Origin of the sequence: Alistipes sp. ZOR0009, from assembly GCF_000798815.1 — a bacterium.
In the GTDB taxonomy this organism is placed as follows: domain Bacteria; phylum Bacteroidota; class Bacteroidia; order Bacteroidales; family ZOR0009; genus Acetobacteroides.
This window is the reverse complement of sequence record NZ_JTLD01000035.1, coordinates 1-24078: the sequence shown is the minus strand read 5'-3', so window position 1 is coordinate 24078 and position 24078 is coordinate 1. Positions and strand designations below refer to the sequence as shown.

The window sequence follows — 24078 nt, the reverse complement described above, 5'->3', positions numbered from 1 at the left end:
TTGTATGAAAAATTTAATTCCTTTAATAACCTTACTTATTGCCTTTTTTACATGCATTAGGATTATTCCTGTAGTAATCAGAATTGCTCGAGAAAAAAATTTAGTAGATGAGCCAAACCATAGAACCTCACACAAAAGGGCTGTACCCACGTTGGGTGGAATTGGCATTTATCTAAGTTTTGCAATTACCACCTTGTTTTTTGCATCCTACTACTATATTCCAGAATATAACTACTTGCTCTTAGGTATGATGATACTTTTTTTTCTGGGAATAAAAGACGATATCTTAGAGTTATCAGCTAAAAAGAAGCTTGCAGGACAAGTCATTGCTGCACTGCTTCTAACAATAGGTGGAGATTTAAGATTAACCTCACTCCAAGGTGTTTTTGGGGTATATGAAATAAACTCGTTTCTATCCATAGCTATAAGCGCATTTATCTTCATAGCGCTAATCAATGCCATCAACCTCATCGACGGCATTGATGGGCTTGCATCAGGGGTTGGTATTCTTAGCCTTACATTTTTTGGCGGATGCTTTTTTCTGATGGGGCACTACGGCTGGGCAATGCTATGCCTAGCAATGGTAGGTGCTTTAAGTGCCTTTTTCCTTTACAATGTTTTTGGGAGTACAAATAAGATATTCATGGGAGATACAGGGTCGCTTGTTTTAGGAATTTTCCTAACTGCTGCCGCGTTTAAGTATATCGAGCTCAATTCTATTCTTGCAAGCCCTTTTACCATAAGCTACGCTCCCGCAGTCGTAATTGCTGTACTTATTTTGCCAATATTCGATACTCTTAGGGTATTCTCAATTCGAATAGCACAAGGAAAATCACCGTTTTCACCCGATAAAAATCACATTCACCATCAGTTGCTATTCCTCGGGTTTAACCATAGAAATTCTACAGCCATTTTACTGGGGACAACAATCTTCTTTTTAGGTTTTTGCTTCCTATTAAAAAATCTAAATATAAACCTGCTGATATTTCTAATAGCAACAACTGCACTTCTATTTATAGGAATACTTATGACCATTAAAAAACAAAGAAGCAAAAAAATAGAACCTCTTGATATCAGAAAACTAAATACGAAAGAAAACGCTCTAGAAAAAACACAATTTCTTGAAAGAGTCAACTAAAATAAAAAAGGAAGCAGATAACTGCTTCCTTTTTCTTTATTTTAGATTATCGTATATTCACGCTTCCAGATCCAAACTTCACCTTGTCAACACTTTTAGGACTTCCCGTACAGGTAACATTCCCTGAGCCTACTATTTTAACCGTTAGTTTTTCACTAGCATAAGCATTGACATTACCCGATCCTGCTATGTTTACGTCAACATTTTTAGCCTGCAAAGCCGAAAAAGAAATATTCCCTGATCCTGCAATTTTATAGACACCAAAGTTTACTTTAGAATGCTCCTCAACCTTTACATTTCCCGAACCAGCCACAGAAACCGATATTTCACCAAGATCAACGGCTTGAAGTTGAATCTCGCCAGAGCCTGCAAGGCTAACCTCCAAAGACTCGCCTTTTACAACATCATTCACATTAATTCGACCAGAACCAGCAGATGAAATCATAGAAAGTTTCGGTAGTGAAACATAAATTTTAGTATCAGAATCAAATCGATGACGCCCAGATTTGGATTTTAAAATCAGCGAATTCCCACTTTTTTCTACAACAATCAAGTCTATATCTTCCACAGAACCAACAGCCTTAATTTCATACTTATCTCCTATTACAACCTGCAAGTTTACAGGCAAAGAGTAGGATATTCCAGTAAAATCGGCAGCCACATACACTCTCCCTTTTTGGGCTAATGCAGCAATAGAAATAGAAGACAGAAAAAGTAGGGATAAAAATAATTTTCTCATGACGATATCGTTTTTGGAGTAAGACGATATCTAAAGATAAAAAGTTACAGCCTAAAGATCAAAAACATCAAGAAATCCTTCGGGAAGATCCACAAAGATTGCCTCTCCCTCATCGTCTATTGCGACAATGAACTCTTCATTCACAGGAAGAAGAATCTCCTTATCATCGGCAGTAAGAACCTGGAATAATGGATTATTGGGGCTGTCGTAATAATCCTCAATGGTACCAAGCATCAGTGGAGGTTCGGCATGAGTAAGAACTTTAAATCCAATAAAATCAGCAGGAGATGGTTCTGCTTCTTCTGAATCCAAATCTTCTTCATTATAAAATACCGCCTTCCCCAACAACTCTTCAGCAAGAGTTTCTGTTTCAAAATCGTCGAAAACGACAATCGCCTTGCTCTTCCCGTTAAATCGAAAAGATTTAAAAAAGAAAGGAACTGGTATTCCATCCATATCGATGAATACCGGTTCCTCCAAGTCAATTTCTTCAGGAAAGCTGCTATAGAGCTTTAAAACTAATTCTCCGTTTACACCAAAGGTCTTAACAACTTCGGCAACACTAATCTTTCCTGAAAGCATAGCCTTAAGATTAAGCTTCAGTTGATTCAGCAGCTTCTTCTGTTGCTTCTGGAGCTTCTGCCTCAGCAGCAGCAGCGTTAGCAGCAGCAAGTTTTTCTGCAATTTTAGCAGCTTTTGCTTCTTTTTGCTTTGCTTCTTCAGCAAGACGAGCGCGCTTTGCTTCGTTCTTAGACTGAGTTAGCTTGTTTAGTTCAGCAGCATCCTTGTTACCCTTTTCAGATACCCATGCGTTGAACTTTTCTTCAGCAACCTCAGCAGAGAAAGCACCCTTCTTAACACCTTCTAAAAGGTGCTTCTTAAGAAGTACGCCGTTCTTTGAAAGAATTGACCTTACAGTGTCAGTAGGTTGGGCGCCTTTTTGTAACCAGCTAAGAGCTTTTTCAAACTTTAGCTCGATAGTAGCAGGATTAGTGTTAGGATTGTAAGAACCAACCCTTTCGATAAATCTACCATCACGTGGCGCCCTGCTATCTGCAACGACAATGTGATAGAAAGCATAATCTTTCTTACCATGACGTGCCAAACGAATTTTTACAGGCATTTTCTAAAAATTTAAAAGTTAAACAACCTACGTTATTTTCGGTGCAAAGATAGGATATTTATCTAATAATACGGTTATCAGCAGGTTGTTTTCATGCACATCGCGCAATAAGCACCCAACCAGTACAAAAAGACACTAAAACCTGATAACAAATACGTTACACACAAAATCAAGACACAAATCGCGAACCTTTACTTCTTAAAAAACACTAAACGCCCCATACATTTACATTAAAAACAAGCAATTACTAGTGCTAGCGCACTCGTTTGCTGCTTTTTTTGATATTTTTGAACAGTCAAAATCAACGTAATGAATAAGAGTTACATACTTGGAGCCGACATAGGAGGCTCACACATCACTTGTGCAGCAATAAAAATCGAGACAGCAACGATTGAAGAGGGAACCTACACCGAAGAGAAAGTAAACTCTAAGGCAGAAGACGCAAAGGAGGTCTTGGATGCATGGGCTAAAGCAATTAACGACGCAGCCTCTAACGTTGGATCCGAGAATGTGGAGGGAATTGGCCTTGCAATTCCTGGTCCTTTCGACTATGCCAACGGCATAGCCCTGTACACTGGCGAAAACGATAAGTTCGCAGCACTCTATCAGCTAGATATTAGGTCTGCCATCTCCGAAAGAACAGGGATTCCTGCCAACCGTATCTTTTTTGCAAACGACGCAGCTTGCTTTGGCATGGGAGAAAACTGGGCTGGCGCAGGCAAAGGGTCTAATCGAATGATTGGGATAACGCTTGGAACTGGCTTTGGAGCCGTTTACATGAAGGATGGAAAGCACGTTACTGAAGGTTCTGGTGTGCCAAATGGTGGAGAACTTTGGGATTACCCCTACAATGGAACTATTGCCGAAGATTTCGTTTCAACCAGATGGTTCATTAAAAGATACGCAGAACTAACTGGCGAAACCGTAGAAGGAGTATATGACGTAGCTAAAATCCACGCTACCAGCCAAGCCTCCCAGCAGATTTTTGAAGAATTTGCGAACACGCTTGCCAACATTCTATCCCCCTCTATCAAAGAGTTCGAAGCAACCACCCTGGTTATTGGAGGAAGTATTGCCAAATCGAGCCACCTTTTCATCGGTAAGGTGCACGACGTGTTAGCCAGCAGAGGGCTTAACGTTAAAGTGGCGACCGCAGAGCTATTCGACCAAGCAGCAATTCTTGGTGCCGCAAAGCTCGTTCTCAACTCGATATAGAACGACCATTTCTTCTACATACTAAGGCGCTACAACTAGCGCCTTTTTACTTTTTTACGTACATCAACATTCATTTACACGTGTGGACACATTGGCTATCAATCCAATAAAAAGGAGACAGCAAAGACAACACCTACGGCAAAAAAAGTTGAGCGGCAAACAAAAATTTAATGGTTAACTTTATTGCCAGAAGGTTGTTCTAACCTCCACCAAATAATCAGGCGCAAGACAATGGCAGAATTTACGCATCTACACGTACACACCCAGTACTCCATTCTTGATGGAGCCTCTAGCATTGCAGGGCTTCTTAAAACGGCCGCAAAAAAAGGAATGAATTCCATTGCCATTACTGACCATGGGAACATGTTTGGCGTGAAACTTTTCCACAAAAAAGCAAAAGAGCTTGGTGTAAAACCAATACTTGGCGTTGAGGCCTACGTAGCTAAGAATAGCCGATTCGATAAAAGTGACAAAGACGACCGAAGCGGAGACCACCTCATCCTTTTAGCCAAAAACTACAAGGGATATCAAAACCTGATGAAGATAGTATCCTACTCATGGACCGAAGGATTTTACTACAAGCCTCGTATAGACAAAGAGCTGCTTGAAAAATATAATGAAGGCGTTATTGCCTGCTCAGCCTGCTTAGGGGGAGAACTTCCTCAAGCCTTAATGAACGAGGGATACGAAGCAGGCCTTAAGGTAGCCAACTGGTTCAAAAATATTTTCGGGGAGGATTACTACATGGAGCTTCAGCTGCATCAAGCAGGTGATCCTCGACTAGATAAAGAGGTATTTGAGAACCAGAAGAGAGTAAACGAGGATATCGTAAAAATATCAAAAGAAACAGGCATCAAGTATATCGCCTCCAACGACGTCCATTTTATAAACGCAAAGGATGCCGATGCGCACGACCTGCTGATATGCCTGAATACGGGTAAGGACATTGATGACCCAACTCGAATGCGCTACACCAAGCAAGAGTATCTAAAGTCGCCCGAAGAGATGTCTACCCTCTTTAAGAATTATCCCGAAGCAATTGAAACGACGCAAGAAATTGCAAATAAGATAGAGGCATACGAGCTAAATCAAAAGCCATTCATGCCCGTTTTCCCTCTTCCTGAAGGATTTGACGACGAAATGAAGTACCTCCGACATGTAACCTACCAAGGATCGCTAGAGCGTTGGGGCGAAAATTTTACAGGAGAAATAAAGGAGCGTGTCGACTTTGAACTTGACACCATGGAGAAGATGGGATTCCCCTCCTACTTCCTCATTGTATGGGACTTTATCCGTGCAGCTCGAGAAATGGGGGTTTCGGTAGGGCCAGGTCGTGGTTCGGCTGCAGGATCGGCTGTAGCCTACGCTTTAAAGATTACCAACATCGACCCCGTTAAATACGACCTACTGTTTGAGCGTTTTCTTAACCCAGACCGTATCTCAATGCCCGATATTGATATAGACTTCGATGAAGACGGCCGGGAAGAGGTGCTAAAATGGGTTGTTAAGAAATATGGAGATAAACGCGTAGCGCACATCATAACTTTTGGAACAATGGCTGCTAAAATGGCCATCAAGGACGTAGCACGTGTACAGAAACTCCCCCTTCCTGAAGCCGACAGGCTCGCAAAGCTAGTACCCGAAAAACCTGGAACAACTCTTGCAAAAGCTTTTGCAGAGGTTCCAGAGCTCAACCAAGAGCGCACATCTCCCAATGAGTTAGTCGCCAAAACCCTTGGATTTGCCGAAACGCTCGAAGGTTCTGTTCGCCAAACTGGTATCCACGCCTGCGGTATTATCATTGCCCGCGACGACTTGGAGAATTACATTCCGGTAAGTACCCACAAGGATGCCAGCCTTTTGGTTACCCAGTACGACGGGAAGCACGTAGAAGATGTCGGCCTACTAAAAATGGACTTCCTTGGACTCAAAACGCTCTCCATCATTAAGGATGCCCTAGAGTACATTGAAGGAAGTAAGGGTGTTGTGCTAGATATCGAAAAAATTCCACTAGACGACGTAGAAACTTACGAGCTCTACGCTCGAGGCGACACTACCGCGCTATTCCAATTCGAGTCGCCCGGTATGAAAAAGTACCTCCGTGCCCTTAAACCCAACCGCTTTGAGGACTTGATTGCGATGAACGCTCTCTACCGTCCAGGACCTTTGGAGTACATACCCGATTTTATCGACCGTAAACACGGCCGTAAGAAGATTGAGTACGATATTGCCGAGATGGAGGAGTACCTGAAGGACACCTACGGTATCACAGTGTACCAAGAGCAGGTGATGTTGCTCTCGCAGAGTTTGGCTGGTTTTACCAAAGGTCAGGCCGATACGCTGCGTAAGGCAATGGGGAAAAAAATGAAGGACGTTATGGACAAGCTAAAAGCCGACTTCATCAAAGGGGCAACCGAGCGCGGCCATGACGCCAAAATTTTGGAGAAAGTTTGGAGCGACTGGGAAGCTTTTGCGCAGTACGCCTTTAACAAGTCGCACTCCACCTGCTACGCCTACGTTTCGTACCAAACTGCCTACCTCAAGGCGCATTATCCCTCAGAGTTTATGGCTGCTGTGCTCAGCCGTAACCTGTCGGACATAAAGAAAATTACCACCTTTATGGACGAATGCCGCCGCATGGGAATTGACGTACTTGGTCCAGATGTGAACGAAAGTAACTACAAGTTTGCCGTAAATAAAAAGGGACAAGTACGCTTTGGACTAGGCGCCGTAAAGGGTCTTGGAGAAGGAGCTGTAAACGCCATCATAGAGGAAAGACGAAAGAATGGACCATACAAGGATATTTACGACCTGGTAGAGCGCGTAAACCTTAGCGCGATGAACCGCAAAAACCTAGAAACTCTAGTTCTGGCTGGAGGATTAGATAGTCTCAGCGACCTTCCCCGTTCGTCGTACTTTGCCACCGACGCCAAGGACGTAACCTTTGTCGAAAACCTAATACGCTACGGAAACCGCCTACAAAGCGAGAAAAATAGCGCCATGAACAGCCTATTTGGCGCTATGGCCTCGGCAGAAATCATACAACGTCCCGAACCAGCCCCCTCTCGCGAATGGAGCAACCTCGAGAGGCTCAACAAGGAGCGCGAAGTGGTGGGCATCTACCTTTCCTCGCACCCGCTAGACGATTACAAAATAGAGATCGATAACTTTACCAATAGCACCCTAGCCGACTTCCAAGACCTTGCGGCCATCAACGGGAAAGAGTTTTCGGTAGCAGGAATGGTAACTACTGCCAAAAATCTGATGACAAAAACCGGCAAGCCTTACGGGATGATTACGGTAGAAGATTACACCGAAAGCTACACATTCACCCTTTTTGGACGCGACTACGAGCAGTTCCGAACCTTCTTCTACGAAGGCTACTCACTGCTGATACGCGGCACCGTAGGCCCTCACCCATTTAGGCCAGGCGAGTTCGAAACAAAACTCCGCATACTTCGGCAGCTGCACAACGTGCGCGACGAAATGGTGAAGGGAATTCAGATCACCTTGCCCATCTTCAGCATCACTGAGGAGATCGCGACCGAGATTAAAAACTATGCCGAAACAAGTAAAGGGAACGTTGCCCTAAAGGTGAAAATAGTCGATCCCGCAGATAAAATATCGGTAGAGATGCACTCGCGAACCTACCGGGTAGGACTAAATAACGAATTTATCAGCTACCTTCAGCATAACAACATCAACTTTAGACTGATTGACTAACGGGAATAATTCGTACAGCAAGCTTTTTTTAATGCTTGCAGGTTGATATAAAAAACAGCCTTTTTTGTAGTTTTGTAAAGCGACAATCTTTTAAAACAAATAATATGGCACTAGAAATTAACGAAGCCAACTTCGACGAACTAGTAAGCAAGGCAGACAAGCCTGTAGTATTGGACTTTTGGGCAGAATGGTGTGGACCATGCCGCATGCTTACACCTCTTATTGAGGAGATGCATACCGAGTACGAAGGAAAAGCCATTATCGGCAAGGTTAACGTTGACGAAAACCCTAGCATCTCTAGCAAGTTTGGTATTCGCAACATCCCAACCATTCTTTACATCGTAAATGGCGAGATTAAGGATAAGCAGGTTGGCGCTGTACCTAAAGCCAAGTTGGTAGAAAAGTTGAATGCTTTGCTATAGGCATTAACAGCATAAAAGATACGAGAGGGGAGGCAGATGCTTCCCCTCTTTTCATTATAAATCGCTAAATTAGGCGCAAAATTTACTGACGATGTTTTCATATACGATCGACGAACAGCTCCCCTACAAAGTGGCCGACATCACCTTGGCCGATTGGGGGCGCAAAGAGATAGAAATTGCCGAAAAGGAGATGCCAGGACTAATGGCTATCCGCAAAAAATATGAGGGCAAGCAGCCCCTTAAGGGGGCCCGCGTTATGGGCTCGTTGCACATGACCATCCAAACCGCCGTGCTCATCGAAACACTGGTTGATCTAGGTGCCGACGTACGCTGGTGCAGCTGCAACATCTTCTCCACTCAAGATCACGCCGCCGCCGCCATTGCCGCCGCTGGCGTTCCTGTATACGCATGGAAGGGAGAGAGTCTTGAAGAGTACTGGTGGTGCACCGCTCAAGCGCTATCGTTCCCCGAAGGCAAAGGACCAAACTTAATTGTCGATGATGGAGGAGATGCGACCTTGCTTATCCATAAAGGATATGCGGCCGAAGATAACGCCAAAATACTAGACTACACCCCCAGTAGCCACGAGGAGAGCGTAATACTAGACGCCCTAAGGCAAATTCTTAACGACGACCATGGCAAGTGGCACCGCACCGTAGCCGAATGGAAGGGTGTTTCGGAGGAGACAACCACTGGTGTACACCGCCTTTACCAAATGATGGAAAAGGGCGAGCTGCTAATCCCCGCCATCAACGTAAACGACTCGGTTACGAAAAGTAAATTTGACAACCTCTACGGCTGCCGCGAATCACTAGCCGACGGCATCAAACGCGCTACAGACGTAATGATTGCTGGTAAGGTGGTAGTAGTCTGCGGATATGGCGATGTAGGCAAAGGTTGCGCCCGCTCGATGCGTGCCTACGGAGCTCGCGTTATCGTCACCGAGATAGACCCCATCTGCGCCCTACAGGCCGCCATGGAAGGTTTCGAGGTAAAAACCGTGGAGGTTACCCTAAACGAAGGAAACATCTACGTTACCACCACCGGCAACCGCGACATCATCACCGCGGAGCATATGGCTGGTATGAAGGATCAAACCATTGTGTGCAACATTGGCCACTTCGACAACGAAATCCAAGTAGACCGCCTAAACACTTGGACTGGCATTCAGAAAGTAAACATCAAGCCCCAGGTTGATAAATACGTGTACCCCGACGGCCACGCCATCTTCCTACTCGCAGAAGGGCGATTGGTTAACCTCGGCTGTGCAACAGGCCACCCATCATTTGTCATGAGTAACTCGTTTACCAACCAAACGCTTGCCCAAATAGAACTTTGGGAAAAAGACCTTAAGGTAGACGTATACCGCCTTCCTAAACACCTCGACGAGGAGGTAGCCCGCCTTCACCTCGAGCAGCTAGGTGTAAAACTAACCACCCTAAGCCCCGAGCAGGCAGCCTACATTGGCGTACAGCCCGAAGGCCCCTACAAACCCGAGCACTACAGATACTAGCCATAGGTTAGCCCACACGCCATACAGACGCGGCAGCCTAGGTTGCCGCGTCTATTTTCTATTAGAGCCCAACAATTTCCTCCACGCAAAAAAGCCCCACCGCCCCTCACACTACAGCTGCTCTTCGACGTTTCTACAAACAACATGTGCAAACTGAATGAACAATTCGGTTATATCCCAAACCACCTATCCAGTTATATCTCGTTGTTGTGCGCTACCAAACGCAACCTGCCCCAGGAAGATCGCCTTAACATTGTGATAACAAAAAACACTCCTTACAAAAAAGGCTGCACAGAATGCAACCACCAGAAAAAGAAGGAACCACCCATTAACGATTCCGATCAAAAAGCTACACAAACAACTCTCGGAGCCACTCTACAAACTCACGTCCAAGTCTAGCATTAGTATCGAGATAGCTATGGGTTATGGCGATACCAATGGGCATTCCAGGGCTATCCTGCCACGCGAGCCAAGTGTGTAGCAGCGATTTGGCTCGATGCACCGGCTTGTAGCCATTAATCTGCTCTAGTTCCAACCGGCTAAGAGTGCTCTCGGCCTCGGGCAGCAGCAGATCGCCTTTTGGAATAAGATACTTCAAAAAATCTTCAAGCATCCCCGACGAGGTATTGTCGGGCATTAGCCATACGCCAACAGTAGGCAGCCCCTCCTGTCTAATAATCACTCCGCCTCGCTGCGGGTGTTCTGGCACTTCGTAGCCCACACGGGCTAGCCGCTCGCGCACCTCATTCCAACGGCGGCTCAGCAGCTCGTCGGCATCGAGTATCATCCCCAAGGTCTGCAACGACGAGGTTTTTAGCCACACGTTAAGGCTTTTAAGCAGGTTGGTTACCCCGCGGTTATCCACCACCTCGAAGGATAACGGTACGCCATGCTTGTGACACAGGGCCAGCACCACGTGCAAATCATCGCTACCCTCAACCAGCAACTTCTGCGATATCTTCCCTTTTACATCCATCATGCCTTCTCCTATCGTAAATTAATGCGCTGTTCAGTGGCAATCTTCATTTCCTCGGGATCAAACTCCACCTGTATAATTCGCCCATCTCGGTTGTCGAGCCGCACCAGTTTTCCGTCGTTGATGTGCACGTCGTCGTTAAGCAGTTCCTCGAAGGTGATGATACAGTCGTTGCTATGCGTAGTGGCAAACACCTGTATGTTTAGCTTAGTGGCCATCTTGAAGATCACCTCCCAAAGTTTATGCTGCACGGAATGGTGCAGCCCATTCTCGAACTCGTCGATAAGCAACACCCCATTGGAGCAGTTTACCAGGGCCAAAACGATCGAAAGAACACGGTTGATGCCATCACCCATCCCTGATAGGGGAATGATGCCCTCGCGCCCACGAACCCGAACCACCGGCTTCCGAAAGCCCGATGCGTCAATTTCAATAAACGCCAATCGCTCGATGTTCGGATCGACAATTTGCAGCGCCTCCACCGTTAAATCCTCCTTTTCGGTAAGAATAATGCTATCCCAAAGCTGCTCGCTTGATTTGAAGAAGCTATTGGTGCGCACCAGACGGTAAGGCATGGCGGGCTTTATATGGCTGTAAAAGCGAGAGGGATGGTCGATAAAAAGCGGCATAATGAGCTTCTGCATGCAATTCTCAATCTCGAGTCCCACTGTGTTTTGCTCGCCCATCTCCACTATTTTCAGGTGCAGAGTATCAACAGTGTCACGCCCATCTTCTGATGCGGTGATGGTGATGGCCCCATTCCCATTATTTACCAAAACCTTTCGGTTATAGAACATGGAGGCCAGCGATTTGAGGTTGAGCGCCGTAAAATCAGCCCCCGCTTCGGTTTTGTAGTACTCGCCCCGTTCTGCAAGCAGCTTAAAAATCCACTCCACATCGCCCTGCGAGGCGTAAAGCGTAATTGCCTCTAGCAAGGTCGACTTCCCGGTATTGTTTTCGCCCGTAATGAGGTTTACCTGCGAGAACCGATCCACCTTCAGGTATTGTAAGCAGCGGTAATTCTTTACCAACAACGATGAAATCATGTCAACAGAATTTTGGATTGAAACAAATATAGCCAATTGTTGGGGCCGATGTTCGCCTTATTTGTCGCTGGCCATAAAACGTAAAAAAAACTATAAAAAAGATGCAAAAAAGTGGCCGAAAGTACTATAAAATGAAGGCTTTTGAGTACATTTAAGGCAACACCAAAATTATCTGCTATGAATAATCTGATGGAAACTAGCGGGAGCACCTACTTAACAACCAAAGGCAAGGTTTTTAAGAGTGATTTTATTCTGACTAGCGCGCTAGAGGAGGCATTTGAGTTTGCCTACGAAAAGACGGTAGGAAAGAAGCGTAATCTGATGTCGATATTTTGGGGTTCGAAGCGCAAAGAAAATGTGGCCGAATTTGCAAAGGCATTTAGAGGGAAACTGTGTGAGATTGGACTCAAAAGGTACTTCTCCGTCAATAACCTGTCTGTACGCTACCCCAAAGCGCGCAGCTGGGCACCTGATAAGTACGAAAACTTCGATCTGCTTGTCAACGGCAAGCGGATTCTGGTAAAGGCCATCCCTTACTACTCCAATCTATTGCTGCTAGACACCAAAATGTGGAAGGCAGATGCAAGCTACGGGAAGGGGCGTAGGCACCGCATACAGTACGACTACTTCGTGCTGACACGCATAAAGCCAGGGGTGATCCATCTTTTCGAGAACTTTAAGCTCACCAAAGATCAGGAGATAAATAAAGAGAGGCTCAAAGAGATCGTGTTTGCACCCTACTTCCAGTTTGAGGTAACCGGCTATCTTTCCAAAGATGAGGTTAGATATCTAGACGAAACCAAGCAGGTGCTTGCCGAAGGATCGATAGTTAATGGAATCAAAAAGTTAGATAACGAGTACTACTACTGCCAAGCGGGCGATTTAAACCGCCCCAAGCTGCTAGTAGACCTAATAAAATATGGAGCATAACTTCCGCTCCAAGCTCCTTTAAAATAAAAGCCCCCGAGATCTTATTCTCGGGGGCTTGCTTTTATAGCGGTACTATTTTTTAAGCATCAGGTCTAGAATCATCTTATCGGTTTCCATCATTCCTTCCGATCCCAACTTGGCCAAATTTTCGATAGAACTCTCTACATCGTCGGTAACAATACCGTCTGTCTCCTGAATGCAGATATTGTCGATTGCCAGCAGCGCAGCATTTACGCTAGCCGAAACACCCGACGAAACCTTTAACGAACAGCCCACCTTTGCGCCATCACAAATCATGCCGGTTAGGTTGCCAACCATATTCCTGATAGCGTAGGTCATCTGCTCGAAGGTACCTCCAAGAAGGAACACTATTCCGCACGAGGAGGCAGTAGCGGCAACAGCCACCCCACAGAGGGCTGATAATCTTCCCATCTTCGACTTGATGTAGATGGATAGCAGGTTGCTAATTACCAGCGCACGTGCAAGTTCGTCAGTGCTCGACTTAAGTTTTTCAGCAACAGCCACAACGGGGAGCATAACGGTTATACCCTGATTTCCGCTGCCTGAGTTGCTCATTGCAGGAAGTTCGTTACCCGCCATACGGGCATCCGACGCTGCAGAAGTAACCGCCATAGCGTAAGTTAGCAAATCGTCCTTTAAAATATTTTTATCAATCTTGCCAATAATACACTTGCCTACCTTAAGCCCATAGTCTCCACGTAGCCCTTCGTCAGAGATACGCTTGTTCATAACTCCACCCTCTAAAATAAACTCAATCTCATCGATCGAGGCGGTAGTCGCAAACTCGTAAATATCAGAAAAGAGAACCTTAGGACAAGGTGATAACGCATTGGAATTAATCGATGTTGGTTTTAATGCTTCGGCAGAGCCATTCACCACGGCACCATTGCGCTCTACCAGCACAATATTGCTGTGAGCACCTTTAATAAATACAGAAGCGGAATCAGTATCATTGCGACATATAGCCTCTACGTAGAGCTTGTCAATGTCATTTTTCACGGCAATGGTAACCTTCTTTTCCTCCACAAACTGCTTTGCTAGATGAACAGCATCAGGCGTAACCCCATTCAACAGCTGCAACATGTTGCTGGTATCTCCATAAAAAACACCCAACGCAGCAGCGATATGAAGCCCCACCATTCCTGTACCTGGGACACCTACCCCCATTCCATTTTTTAGAATATTAGGGCTAACATAAACGGTGATTGAAGTAGGTAAAGATCCTAATACCTCTCGAGCTTTGGCTACAGCTAACGCCACCGCAATAGGCTCTGTACAACCTAGTGCTGGCACCACCTCTGTCTTCAACAGCTTAATCAAATGCTCTTTTAAGGTTTGTTCCATAAAATTATTTCGAATAGATAGTTTTAAATGCGCCCAAATATAACAGATTGAAAGTTATCAACAGAAGTTAGCCTCATATTTTTAAGCAAAAACGATCCAATCTCTAACAGTACCCCAAAACAGGACACAACAACACGTCAGGAGCCTAAATCTCGATACAACCTTACCAATTCGCCCTTTAAATAAAAAGGGAATATCCGTAGACATCCCCTTCTTCTATCTGTTAGACATGTAGTCTTTTGCCTTTATGCACGTTTTGGCATACTCTGGGTAGCACTCTATGCACTCCTCCGGATTGCAGCATATCTTACAAGATCGCTTTATGGATCTAAAGCCCAGCAGCTCTATGTCGGGAGAGATGAAACCCGCTAGCACAGGTTCCTCTTTCGTATAGTCGGTGCTTAGATACTTCTTGCTATCGTCGGCAAAAACGGTAACCACAACGGCATTGTCCCCTAGCTCGTTTTGGAGTTGAACAGCCCCCAGAAAGTTAGCCCCAGAAGAGATGCCAACGCCAAGGCCTAAGCTTGTAGCCAAATTTTGAGCCATGATAATAGAGTCGCCATCGTCAACCGCAACTATTTTATCGAGCCTATCCAACTTTACAATTTCAGGAATAAACTCATCCGAAATTCCCTGAATTCTGTGCTTTCCTATTTTATGGCCTGTAGACATTGTTGGCGAATTAGAGGGCTCGAGCGGATGCACCCTAATACGAGGATCCTGCTCCTTCATAAAACGCCCAATCCCCATTACCGTACCGCCCGTTCCTACTCCTGCAACGAAAGCCTCTGGCTTGAGCCCTACGCTAGCCAGCTGCGCCCATATTTCGGGTGCAGTTGTCTGGTAATGCGCCTCACAGTTGTCGGTATTAGCAAACTGACAGGGAAGGAATACGCAAGGCTGGTCTGCGGCCATTTTTTCCGACATAGCAATACTTCCTAAAAAACCGCCCTCCTCCTTGCTTACTAGGCGAATTTGTGCTCCAAAACTTTTAATGAGGTTTATACGCTCGGCGCTCATCCAGTTTGGCATAAAGATGGTAACAGGATGCCCCATTGCACGACCAATTCCCGAAAAGGCAATTCCTGTATTTCCGCTTGTAGCCTCCACTATATGGTCGCCAGGCTTTAAGCGCCCCTGCTCGTAAGCTTTCTTTAAGATATAGAAGGCCATCCGATCCTTAATACTCCCAGTGAAGTTAAGATACTCGGCTTTTGCGTAAATGGTGCGAACGGCACCTTTATACTTGTAATCAATGGCCAAAAGTGGTGTCTTGCCAATCATACTCGACAACCCTGCAATACGCCTGTTTAAGTTAGATTCGTTCATAGGTTCGTAGTTATTCGCCAACAATTTACATATTTCGTCCAACAACAAAGCCCAGCCGTACAATTTATCTTAAAATTTAAAATTGATATTAAATGCGGTCAGGGACAAGCAGCTATCAGCAACTATCGGTTAGTTGCTATTCGAAGAAACCCCAACTTTCAAAAAAAGATCACACCTCCTTCTGGCATGACTCTACAAACCAATATAAAACGGTTAACTTGTTCAGACCTATTGTAGAATAGAAGCTTTTGTGCCTTAACCAACATTTCAATACAGGCAACCAATCTTCCCCAAAAGTATAAGCCGTTTTCTTTTCTTTGCCTCCAATCAAACCAAATCAGAGGTAGACGTACAACGTTCTACTGCTACTAATTTAATACCTACATAACATGAACACGACCACTAAGAAAAGATCGTTTTTCGACCGATTTCTTGATGGTGTTGAGGTAGTTGGCAACAAGCTACCTCACCCTGCGACCCTTTTTGCCCTTATGGCTGTTCTGGTCGTCATTCTTTCGGCTCTTGCCTCCACTCTGGGACTTTCAGCAACCCACCCGATCACAGGAGAATCCGTCACCGTCAACAACCTGCTCACCGCTGATGGTATCCGTTGGATGTGGACAAATGTTGAGAAAAATTTTGTCGATTTTCCTCCTCTTGGGCTTGTCCTCGTCGTAATGGTTGGAATTGGAGTTGCAGAAGGTTCTGGACTCTTCACCGTACTAGTTCGCCAGCTAGTGCTAGGAGCCCCTCGTAGCATGATCACGGCAGCTATTATCATTGCTGGAATTTTCTCCCACCTCGCCTCCGAAGCTGGATATGTAATTCTCATCCCTCTTGGAGCCATGATCTTTCATGCCCTAGGACGCCACCCAATGGCTGGTTTTGCAGCAGCATTCTGCGGGGTTAGCGCAGGTTTCGGGTCCAACTTCCTCATCGGATCGGTTGACCCCATCCTTGCAGGACTATCAACATCTGCGGCACACATTATCGACCCAAGCATGCAAGTAAACCCTATGGTAAACTACTTTTTCATGGTAGTTTCGGCCTTTATGGTTGTTATTGTAGGAACTTGGATTACCGAAAAGATTGTTGAGCCTCGCTTAGGAAAGTATACGGGAGAACTTAGCCCTTTAGCCATTGAAGAACTTTCTAAAACGGAAAGAAAAGGACTCCGGATGGCTGGAATCGGAGCCCTTGCCGTTATTGGATTGCTAGCTTGGTCTATCATTCCCGAAAATGGTCTTCTCCGCGATCCTGAAACAGGAGGCATCCTTCACTCTCCATTCTTCAAAGGAATCGTTGTAGCCATTTTCCTAATTTTCTTTGTACCAGGATTGGTATACGGAATAATAACCAAAACCATTCGCAACGACAAGGATGTGGTGAAGCACATGACCAGCGCCATGAAGGGAATGGGCGGCTATATTGTGCTTGTATTCTTTGCTGCGCAATTTGTGTACATGTTCAAGGAGAGCAACCTCGGAATTGTGGTAGCAATCAACGGAGCGGCTTGGCTTAAGTCTGTTGGGCTTACCGGCATTCCTTTACTAATTGGATTTGCCCTCCTTTCTGCATTCATCAACCTTTTCATGGGAAGCGCATCGGCTAAATGGGCAATCATGGCACCTGTATTTGTTCCCATGTTTATGCTTTTAGACTACCACCCTGGAGTAGCTCAAGCGGCATTCCGTGTAGGAGATTCCGTAACCAACGTTATAACTCCTATGATGAGCTACTTTGCGCTAATTGTTACATTTGCTCAAAAGTATGACGAAAAGTACGGCATTGGAACAATCATATCCATGATGCTTCCTTTTACCTTCATTTTCTTTATTGCCTGGACAATCATAATAAGTATCTGGTATTTGACTGGCTTCCCACTAGGGCTAGACGGTCCAATCTACCTTAAGTAAAGGATGTAAAATAAAAAGGGTGTCTTCCGACACCCTTTCCCATCTAACAATATCTTCTTTCTAGAACAATCCCGAAATATTCCCTTCAGCATCAATATCGATATTATTTGCAGAAGGTTCCTCTGGCAAACCAGGCATTCGCATCATCTCTCCTGTGATTGGGATGATAAACCCTGCTCCAGCCGCTATTTCAATATCCCTTACGGTGACAATAAAATCCTCAGGTCTTCCCAATAGGTTGGGATCGTCGGATAGCGACTTCTGAGTCTTTGCCATACAGATTGGCAAATTACCAAGCCCTAAAGCGTCTATCCTTTTTAAGGCGGTTTTCGCTTTTGGCTGGTAGTCTACGCCATCGGCACCGTATATTTTACCTGCAATAATGGATATTTTATGCTCAACGGGCGTATTCCAATCGTACAAAGGGCGAAACTCCTTCGTATTGCTATCGGCAACTTCGGCAACAGCCTTAGCCAACTCAATGGCGCCATTTCCGCCCTCGGCCCACACATTTGCCTCGTAGGCCATCACATCGTGGCGCTTACACATTTCGATAATTGCCTCCATATCTTCGGGCGTATCATGCGTAAACTTGTTGATAGCAACAATTGGGGTTAAATTAAAGAGCTTTGCGTTCTCTATATGCTTTTCGAGATTTTCAAGACCTTTTTTTAGCGCACCAATATTAGGATTATTTACCTCCTTAACGGGCACACCTCCGTGATACTTCAGCGCACGGGTTGTGGCAACCAAAACCACTGCTGCAGGCTTCAAGCCTGCATACTGGCACTTAATATCTAGAAACTTTTCGCCGCCAAGGTCAAATCCAAAACCAGCTTCGGTTACCACATAGTCCGATAGCGACATCCCCATTTTGGTGGCAACTACCGTATTGGTTCCTTGTGCGATATTAGCAAACGGACCTCCGTGTATAATGGCAGGATTACCCTCTAGCGTTTGCACCAAGTTAGGCTTAATGGCATCCTTTAGCAATGCCGCCATTGCCCCTTGTGCCTTTAGGTCGCGAGCGTATATAGGCTTTTTATCAAAGGTGAACCCTACAAAAATGTTTCCTAGCTTCTCCTTCAGATCTTCAATATCCTTCGAAAGACAAAGAATGGCCATAACCTCCGAAGCGGCAGTAATATCAAAGCCAGACTCACGAGGTACACCTCCTGTAGTTCCACCCAAACCTAGCACCACGTTGCGCAGCGCACGGTCGTTCATGTCCATCACCCGCTTCCAGGTTACCGTTCGGGGATCAATATTTAGGTTATGCTTTTTGCTTTGCAGATTATTATCGATGAGCGCAGCTAGCAGGTTATGCGCCTTTTCTATAGCAGAAAAATCGCCCGTAAAATGAAGGTTAATATCCTCCATCGGGATAACCTGAGCATATCCCCCGCCTGTAGCGCCTCCCTTAATTCCAAAAACAGGACCGAGCGAAGGCTCCCTAAGAACCACGGTTGTCCGCTTTCCAATTCGGTTAAGCGCCATCGTTAAGCCAATAGAGGTTGTTGTCTTTCCTTCGCCTGCAGGGGTTGGAGATATTGCTGAAACCAGAATTAGCTTCGACTTTTTTACCTTATCCTCGTCTATTAAACTTAAAGGAAGCTTTGCCTTGTACTTTCCATACAGTTCCAACTCGTCGGCTGAGATGTTTAGCTTCGCCGCAATGTCTACCACCGGCTCCAACTTTGCCGCTTGGGCAATTTCAATATCAGTCATAAATCTGTCGATTAAGTTATTCTACTGGTCAAACACCTGTATTGACAAAACGTCGCTTCTTACGGCTTATATTTTGCTAAGTCCAATATTCTTTGAAAATCGTCCTCCTTCATCAGCTGATCCAAGGTCGAGCCAGTATTCTTCATGTAGCTCGATACAATCCTAAAACCTTGCCAAACGGCAGCCTTCCCAGGCGAATCGGGAGAGTAAATAGTTGTAAAAGGAGCCTCTCCCACCATTTTGGTGGCAACCATCTGCTCCGTATTAAACAGCAACTTCTGCCCAATCAGCACCTCCCACATCATCTTCTCGTTATTCTTAACCCACTTCATCTGCTTCTTGGTAAAGCCAAAAAGCAGGGTATCGGTTACGTTTGGCATCATTTGGCTAACTAAGTACATCAGCTTACCTTGGTACACCATGTGCGAAAGCAGCGGCTCGCTGGCGCTCCGTATGGGGAACTCGCCCGAAGCCCAAGCATACATGGCATCAACGGGTAGATGCTCTACGGTCATCTTTCGCATGATGTAGCGAGGAAAGCCCATGCTTGGATAGTTTTTGTAATCGGCTCCCAGATATTTATCCAGACCTATCCCCAAGGCGCCATCGGCAAGCATCATCGACTGGTTAAAGCCAGCCACGTAGCTGTAAACTTTAGGAATTTGCCTGTCAGGGAAAGTCCCCTTATATAAGGTAAATGCGGAAGAGAGCTCTTCCTCTACCTTCGAAATAACCTCAGGCGTAAACACCCTGTTCGATGCGCTAAAACCCTCCTGAACTACCGGATAGGTTAAGAAAGCGTACAGCCCCTTTTGAAAATCGGGACTAGTAGTACGTCCAATGCCCAAAATTCCTTCGCAGTAAAGCTCGCCAAACTCGCCATACTTGGCCCTTATCATCGGGCCTACGGCTGTTAGGTTGTTTACATTCGACTTTGCTAAATCCCTGTCTAATCGGATAATCTTAACAGCTACAGCATCGGCAGCCTTTACGTCGGGTGCCTTTGGCGCACCGCTCTTACTACTACATCCAACAGCAAATAGTGAAGCTAAAATGGAAAGGATAAAAAGCTTCTTCATCTAAGATTTTTTTTACAAATGTATAATTACATCGCTTAGCGAAAAACTCTTTCACACTAAATAGCGTTTATAGACCTTTTCTTGCCTTTTTCGTACAACTTTACGCGGGGAGAAGCAGCGCAACCCGTTTCTTTCTATACTTTTGTAGCCGTTTGTACAGTTAACTGTAGTAGAATTATACTTTAAAAAGGCTTAGGATGAAGAAATTTGCGCTCATTTTTACATTAGCAATCATCACCGCACTACCGTCTGTAGCCCAAATCAAGCTTGGGGTTTCGCTAGAGCCTCAAATCTCGTGGTTTGGCACCGACCGTAAGGCAATCAAAGGCGATGGATCAATTGGAGGCGTTTCGTTTGGGTTAAATGTGGATAGATACTTTGCAAAACAGTACGCCTTTTACACGGGAGTATTCATCGAGACCACCGGGGGCTACCTAAAATATCAGAACGGCACAACCATTCACTCTAAGGATACGCCCAACTTTGCGGTAAAACCCAACGGTAGCGTAAAATATCGCACGCAGTATATTTCGATTCCAACAGGGATCAAACTAAAGACAAACCCCATTGGCTACAACTCGTTCTACGCCATACTGGGCTTCAAGACCTCCCTTCGCATGCGCACCAAAGGCTTTACCAACGACGGTAAGAATAGCAGCGGAATCAACTCGATGGATGGCGAGGTGCTAAAGAACCAAACAGAGTGGGCCAACTTAGGCTACCAGCTGGGAGTGGGTACCGAATACTCGCTAGGCAACAGCGTATCGCTTCTGCTTGGGATCACCTACAACAACGGAATTACCAACACCATGGACGACGAAAATGTCCACGTTAACCTCAACAACCTATCGCTTAAGCTAGGCGTGATGTTTTAGAGAAAACCTTATACAAAGCAAAATCCCCAACCTAAACGGTTGGGGATTTTTTTTATTTACAGGTATCATTTTTAGAATCTAAACACCAGCGGCATCTTACGCCCAAAACCAAAAGCTTTAGACGATACCCGCAGCACGGGTGCAAACTGAAAGCGCTTGTACTCGTTCATATTCACCAGGCGAATAACCTTACGCACCACCTCGCGATCGAAGCCAGCGGCCACAATAGCCTCCTCGTCCTCCTGCCTTTCAATGTAGCGGAAAAGGATGTCGTCGAGGATTGGATAGTCGGGTAGCGAGTCGGTGTCCTTTTGGTCGGGACGAAGCTCGGCCGAAGGCGCCTTTACCAGCACGTTCTCCGGAATAATCTCGCCGTTACGGTTGATGTACCTTGCCAACTCGTAAACCTGCGTTTTATACACGTCGCCAAGTATCGACATCGAGCCGTTCATATCGCCGTATAGCGTGCCGTAGCCCACGGCAGCCTCGCTCTTGTTGGTGGTATTTAGCACCAGATTCCCAAATTTGTTGGATATCCCCATAACGATAATTCCGCGGATACGCGCCTGAATATTCTCCTCGGCCACGTTAAACGGCAGGTTGCCAAAAATAGGATCGAGCATCTTTTCAAAGGCCTTATACCCCTCCTCTATCGCCACGATATCGTACTTAATGTTCATGGTTTGAGCCTGCACCACAGCGTCGCTCACCGAGTGGTCGGTAGAGTAGCGCGAGGGCATCATCACCACCCGAACGTTTTCGGCACCAAGCGCCTCTACGGCTAAGGCCGAAACCACCGCCGAGTCGATCCCTCCCGAAAGCCCCAGCACGGCGCTTCGGAAGCCCATCTTGCCAAAGTAGTCGCGGATACCCAGCACCAGCGCATCGTGGATGCGGGCAATAGACGTGCGCTCGTCCACAATAGCAGGCTGTAGCGCCTCCACGTCCACCACGCTAAAGTCCTCCTCAAACGACTTCAGCTGCAGGCAAACCTCGCCCTCCGACGAGAGTACCATCGACGAGCCATCGAAGATGAGGTCGGTGTTGGCACCCACCTGGTTGACGTAAACAACAGGCAGCCCAAAGCGGCGCACGTTGCCCAAAAAGACAGATAGCCGCTCCTGCACCTTATCGTGCGAAAAGGGCGATGCGGCAATGTTGATAACCAGATCGGGATTTTGGGCAGCCAGCATCTCCATGGGCGAGGTACGGTAGAGGCGATTTTTCCCAAAGCGGTTAGCGATTGGCTGATCGTCCCACAAATCCTCGCAAACGGTAATGGCTAGGCGCTTGCCCTTATACTCTATGGTGGTAAACTCGCGGTTTGGCTCAAAGTAGCGGTACTCGTCGAACACGTCGTAGGTGGGCAGCAGCGTTTTGTTGGTGATGTGGCGCACCTGCCCATCGGCCAAAAAGTAGGCGCTGTTGAAGAGCATTTTGCCCCGCTCCGACGGGTTTACGCTCGGAGCGCCCACAATGGCAGCCACCCCATGGGTGTGCCCGGCGATATCGGCAATAGCCTGCTCGCAGCGCTCCACAAACTCGCGACGCTCGAGCAAATCGTGGGGCGGATAGCCGCACACGGCCAGCTCGGAAAAAACCACCAAGTCGGCTCCCTGGGCCTTAGCCCTATCGATACCCTGCTTTATTTTGGCGACGTTAGCGTCGAAGTTGTTGACATGATAGTTGAGCTGCGCTAATGCTATCTTCATTGTACGTACGTTTTTGATGGTAATACGCCGCTAAATTACACCTTTTGGGTTGGCTTTCGAAACCCAACGAAGATTTTATCTAATGCAAGAAAGACTCATTACATGGCTCTAAAATTGAAAGGACAAAACACGACGGATTCCACGGGCTCACCCTGCTCATTTATCCCCGGAATCCAAGGATGTTGTCGCGCTATAATTTGAGCGACTCTCAACGATTCCTTATTCAACTCCAAAACTCCGCTGCTTGCCTCAATCTTAAAATCGACAGGAACTCCCTCTTTACTCACAACGATTGCAACAACCACAGTTCCTGAAATACCATTCTCCATCGACTTCTCAGGATATGACAGATTAGAGGCCTTCAGCAACTCAAGATAAACCATCCCTTCCGAAAACAAAGCCAGCCGACTTTTACCAAGCGTATCAGAAACAACCTTTTTCGAGTCAAAATCGTAGCTAAATTCAAGCTTGTCGCCAATGTAGTAGCTCCAAATTCCAGCCTTTACCCCTTTTACATATGTCCCCTTTTGAAATACCCAATTCATATTTCTAAACAAATATTCGCCATGCTTAACCGCCTTATCTGATTTCAGAACACAGTAAACCTCTTCAAATCCAAACTGTAGCTGTTTTTTCTTTGTTTTCACCTCCACATCGGTAAAAGAGGATAGCACTAGAAAGGCGCCTAACAGGAAAATCAATCTCATATTTATATGTATTATACTTCAAAATAGCGTTATCATTCGGCAAGCTAAAATACTCTTTTTAAGAATATCAGCAAGCCCGTAGCCTTTCTCATCCAGCGCAGCCCTACAGGCAGAAACGGCATGCCACATAATAGCACGTATATCTTTGTGTACCCCCATACAAACACCTAAACCCTGAATGTAGTCGCTACATTCAGGGCTCAGTTTGAAAATAAGACAATGATTAGTCCTATTAAGGGGATGTAGTATTAGCCGTTGTATTTCTTAGTGGCCACCGCAATTTCCGCAGCCGTTGTTATGATGTCCGGCGCTGGTTTGAATGATGGTGCCATAGTTTTGGTAACCCATTTGAACTACCGTTACGTCGCTGCCGAAGGTTTCGCTCTTTAGGCTAAGCTTGTTGCCTACGCCAACTTGCGATACGTATAGGTCGTCGCCCTTGAAGGTGGCTGGTTCGGTTGGGCAGTTCTTGCAGATACCCTTGCCGTAGTAAGCTACCGAGTTGCCAAAGCCAACTTGAGAGATCTTTGCTTCGCCGT

General features: G+C 45.9%; 20 protein-coding genes. 8 read left to right on the top strand and 12 right to left on the bottom strand.

The window, feature by feature from the left end; translation table 11 throughout:
• The first annotated feature begins 4 nt into the window (after nucleotides 1-4).
• Nucleotides 5-1138: an MraY family glycosyltransferase gene (locus tag L990_RS11305; protein WP_052180933.1), complete on the top strand. Its 1134-nt coding sequence runs from the start codon at nucleotides 5-7 to the stop codon at nucleotides 1136-1138.
• A gap of 46 nt (nucleotides 1139-1184) precedes the next feature.
• Here L990_RS11305 and L990_RS11300 read toward each other — a convergent pair whose 3' ends face one another.
• The 3 genes from L990_RS11300 to L990_RS11290 are packed head-to-tail and all read right to left on the bottom strand — an operon-like array spanning nucleotide 1185 to nucleotide 3000.
• Nucleotides 1185-1877, bottom strand: coding sequence for a head GIN domain-containing protein (locus L990_RS11300; RefSeq protein WP_047449130.1), 693 nt, complete (start codon nucleotides 1875-1877; stop codon nucleotides 1185-1187).
• Nucleotides 1878-1928: 51 nt separating this feature from the next.
• Entirely contained in the window at nucleotides 1929-2561 is a 633-nt protein-coding gene (rimM, locus tag L990_RS11295) for a ribosome maturation factor RimM (protein ID WP_156121514.1), read from the bottom strand.
• On the bottom strand, nucleotides 2470-3000 hold the full coding sequence (locus L990_RS11290; RefSeq protein WP_047449124.1) for a 30S ribosomal protein S16: 531 nt from the start codon (nucleotides 2998-3000) through the stop codon (nucleotides 2470-2472). Before L990_RS11290 ends, rimM begins: the two co-directional genes overlap by 92 nt.
• 309 nt (nucleotides 3001-3309) lie before the next feature.
• On the opposite strand from L990_RS11290, the gene L990_RS11285 reads away from it, so the two are divergent.
• The 4 genes from L990_RS11285 (at nucleotide 3310) to ahcY (ending at nucleotide 9873) form a co-directional block, all read left to right on the top strand.
• Nucleotides 3310-4215: an ROK family protein gene (locus L990_RS11285; RefSeq protein ID WP_047449122.1), complete on the top strand. Its 906-nt coding sequence runs from the start codon at nucleotides 3310-3312 to the stop codon at nucleotides 4213-4215.
• Between the two features lie 231 nt (nucleotides 4216-4446).
• The gene (dnaE, locus tag L990_RS11280; RefSeq protein WP_047449118.1) at nucleotides 4447-7938 is read left to right on the top strand and encodes a DNA polymerase III subunit alpha; all 3492 of its coding nucleotides are present in this window, start codon (nucleotides 4447-4449) and stop codon (nucleotides 7936-7938) included.
• Between the two features lie 104 nt (nucleotides 7939-8042).
• The gene (gene trxA, locus L990_RS11275; RefSeq protein WP_047449115.1) at nucleotides 8043-8360 is read left to right on the top strand and encodes a thioredoxin; all 318 of its coding nucleotides are present in this window, start codon (nucleotides 8043-8045) and stop codon (nucleotides 8358-8360) included.
• Nucleotides 8361-8451: 91 nt separating this feature from the next.
• A complete protein-coding gene (ahcY, locus tag L990_RS11270) occupies nucleotides 8452-9873 on the top strand; it encodes an adenosylhomocysteinase (protein ID WP_047449112.1) in 1422 nt (473 codons plus the stop codon).
• Between the two features lie 349 nt (nucleotides 9874-10222).
• On the opposite strand, the gene L990_RS11265 is transcribed toward ahcY, so the two are convergent.
• Together L990_RS11265 and L990_RS11260 are read right to left on the bottom strand one after the other, a co-directional pair.
• Nucleotides 10223-10852 (bottom strand): DUF3226 domain-containing protein, encoded by a 630-nt coding sequence (locus L990_RS11265; RefSeq protein ID WP_047449110.1) that lies wholly within the window; start codon nucleotides 10850-10852, stop codon nucleotides 10223-10225.
• An 8-nt stretch (nucleotides 10853-10860) separates the two neighbouring features.
• Nucleotides 10861-11895, bottom strand: a complete 1035-nt coding sequence (locus tag L990_RS11260) for an AAA family ATPase (RefSeq protein ID WP_047449107.1) — start codon at nucleotides 11893-11895, stop codon at nucleotides 10861-10863.
• A 177-nt stretch (nucleotides 11896-12072) separates the two neighbouring features.
• Here L990_RS11260 and L990_RS11255 point away from each other — a divergent pair, with 177 nt between their 5' ends.
• On the top strand, nucleotides 12073-12825 hold the full coding sequence (locus L990_RS11255) for a hypothetical protein (protein WP_047449105.1): 753 nt from the start codon (nucleotides 12073-12075) through the stop codon (nucleotides 12823-12825).
• Nucleotides 12826-12897: 72 nt separating this feature from the next.
• Here L990_RS11255 and L990_RS11250 read toward each other — a convergent pair whose 3' ends face one another.
• Complete coding sequence (locus L990_RS11250) at nucleotides 12898-14190, bottom strand: serine dehydratase subunit alpha family protein (RefSeq protein WP_047449102.1); 1293 nt, start codon at nucleotides 14188-14190, stop codon at nucleotides 12898-12900.
• 216 nt (nucleotides 14191-14406) lie between these two features.
• Nucleotides 14407-15522: a PLP-dependent cysteine synthase family protein gene (locus L990_RS11245; RefSeq protein ID WP_081981688.1), complete on the bottom strand. Its 1116-nt coding sequence runs from the start codon at nucleotides 15520-15522 to the stop codon at nucleotides 14407-14409.
• 389 nt (nucleotides 15523-15911) lie between these two features.
• On the opposite strand from L990_RS11245, the gene L990_RS11240 reads away from it, so the two are divergent.
• Nucleotides 15912-17438 carry an AbgT family transporter gene (locus L990_RS11240; RefSeq protein WP_047449099.1) on the top strand — a complete coding sequence of 509 codons (1527 nt, stop codon included), beginning with the start codon at nucleotides 15912-15914 and terminating at the stop codon, nucleotides 17436-17438.
• A 60-nt stretch (nucleotides 17439-17498) separates the two neighbouring features.
• Here the strand turns inward: L990_RS11240 and L990_RS11235 are convergent, their stop codons facing one another.
• Both L990_RS11235 and L990_RS11230 read right to left on the bottom strand, forming a co-directional pair.
• Complete coding sequence (locus L990_RS11235; RefSeq protein ID WP_047449096.1) at nucleotides 17499-19166, bottom strand: formate--tetrahydrofolate ligase; 1668 nt, start codon at nucleotides 19164-19166, stop codon at nucleotides 17499-17501.
• Nucleotides 19167-19225: 59 nt separating this feature from the next.
• A complete protein-coding gene (locus L990_RS11230) occupies nucleotides 19226-20245 on the bottom strand; it encodes a hypothetical protein (protein WP_047449093.1) in 1020 nt (339 codons plus the stop codon).
• Nucleotides 20246-20442: 197 nt separating this feature from the next.
• Between L990_RS11230 and L990_RS11225 the strand changes: the two genes are divergently transcribed.
• Complete coding sequence (locus tag L990_RS11225) at nucleotides 20443-21120, top strand: porin family protein (RefSeq protein WP_047449091.1); 678 nt, start codon at nucleotides 20443-20445, stop codon at nucleotides 21118-21120.
• Nucleotides 21121-21191: 71 nt separating this feature from the next.
• Here L990_RS11225 and L990_RS11220 read toward each other — a convergent pair whose 3' ends face one another.
• The 3 genes from L990_RS11220 to L990_RS20220 all read right to left on the bottom strand — a co-directional run.
• Nucleotides 21192-22832: an NAD+ synthase gene (locus tag L990_RS11220; protein ID WP_047449088.1), complete on the bottom strand. Its 1641-nt coding sequence runs from the start codon at nucleotides 22830-22832 to the stop codon at nucleotides 21192-21194.
• 98 nt (nucleotides 22833-22930) lie between these two features.
• The gene (locus tag L990_RS11215; protein ID WP_047449085.1) at nucleotides 22931-23539 is read right to left on the bottom strand and encodes an energy transducer TonB; all 609 of its coding nucleotides are present in this window, start codon (nucleotides 23537-23539) and stop codon (nucleotides 22931-22933) included.
• Between the two features lie 264 nt (nucleotides 23540-23803).
• Nucleotides 23804-24078: hypothetical protein (locus L990_RS20220; RefSeq protein WP_047449082.1), on the bottom strand; the 275-nt coding region annotated here is incomplete at its 5' end.

What these genes read in the sequence shown, in the direction of transcription:
- L990_RS11305 (WP_052180933.1), top strand. Translation starts at nt 5, where the DNA reads ATGAAAAATTTAATTCCTTTAATAACCTTACTTATTGCCTTTTTTACA.
- L990_RS11300 (WP_047449130.1), bottom strand. Translation starts at nt 1,877, where the DNA reads ATGAGAAAATTATTTTTATCCCTACTTTTTCTGTCTTCTATTTCTATT.
- L990_RS11290 (WP_047449124.1), bottom strand. Translation starts at nt 3,000, where the DNA reads ATGCCTGTAAAAATTCGTTTGGCACGTCATGGTAAGAAAGATTATGCT.
- L990_RS11285 (WP_047449122.1), top strand. Translation starts at nt 3,310, where the DNA reads ATGAATAAGAGTTACATACTTGGAGCCGACATAGGAGGCTCACACATC.
- dnaE (WP_047449118.1), top strand. Translation starts at nt 4,447, where the DNA reads ATGGCAGAATTTACGCATCTACACGTACACACCCAGTACTCCATTCTT.
- trxA (WP_047449115.1), top strand. Translation starts at nt 8,043, where the DNA reads ATGGCACTAGAAATTAACGAAGCCAACTTCGACGAACTAGTAAGCAAG.
- ahcY (WP_047449112.1), top strand. Translation starts at nt 8,452, where the DNA reads ATGTTTTCATATACGATCGACGAACAGCTCCCCTACAAAGTGGCCGAC.
- L990_RS11265 (WP_047449110.1), bottom strand. Translation starts at nt 10,852, where the DNA reads ATGATGGATGTAAAAGGGAAGATATCGCAGAAGTTGCTGGTTGAGGGT.
- L990_RS11260 (WP_047449107.1), bottom strand. Translation starts at nt 11,895, where the DNA reads ATGATTTCATCGTTGTTGGTAAAGAATTACCGCTGCTTACAATACCTG.
- L990_RS11255 (WP_047449105.1), top strand. Translation starts at nt 12,073, where the DNA reads ATGAATAATCTGATGGAAACTAGCGGGAGCACCTACTTAACAACCAAA.
- L990_RS11250 (WP_047449102.1), bottom strand. Translation starts at nt 14,190, where the DNA reads ATGGAACAAACCTTAAAAGAGCATTTGATTAAGCTGTTGAAGACAGAG.
- L990_RS11245 (WP_081981688.1), bottom strand. Translation starts at nt 15,522, where the DNA reads ATGAACGAATCTAACTTAAACAGGCGTATTGCAGGGTTGTCGAGTATG.
- L990_RS11240 (WP_047449099.1), top strand. Translation starts at nt 15,912, where the DNA reads ATGAACACGACCACTAAGAAAAGATCGTTTTTCGACCGATTTCTTGAT.
- L990_RS11235 (WP_047449096.1), bottom strand. Translation starts at nt 19,166, where the DNA reads ATGACTGATATTGAAATTGCCCAAGCGGCAAAGTTGGAGCCGGTGGTA.
- L990_RS11230 (WP_047449093.1), bottom strand. Translation starts at nt 20,245, where the DNA reads ATGAAGAAGCTTTTTATCCTTTCCATTTTAGCTTCACTATTTGCTGTT.
- L990_RS11225 (WP_047449091.1), top strand. Translation starts at nt 20,443, where the DNA reads ATGAAGAAATTTGCGCTCATTTTTACATTAGCAATCATCACCGCACTA.
- L990_RS11220 (WP_047449088.1), bottom strand. Translation starts at nt 22,832, where the DNA reads ATGAAGATAGCATTAGCGCAGCTCAACTATCATGTCAACAACTTCGAC.
- L990_RS11215 (WP_047449085.1), bottom strand. Translation starts at nt 23,539, where the DNA reads ATGAGATTGATTTTCCTGTTAGGCGCCTTTCTAGTGCTATCCTCTTTT.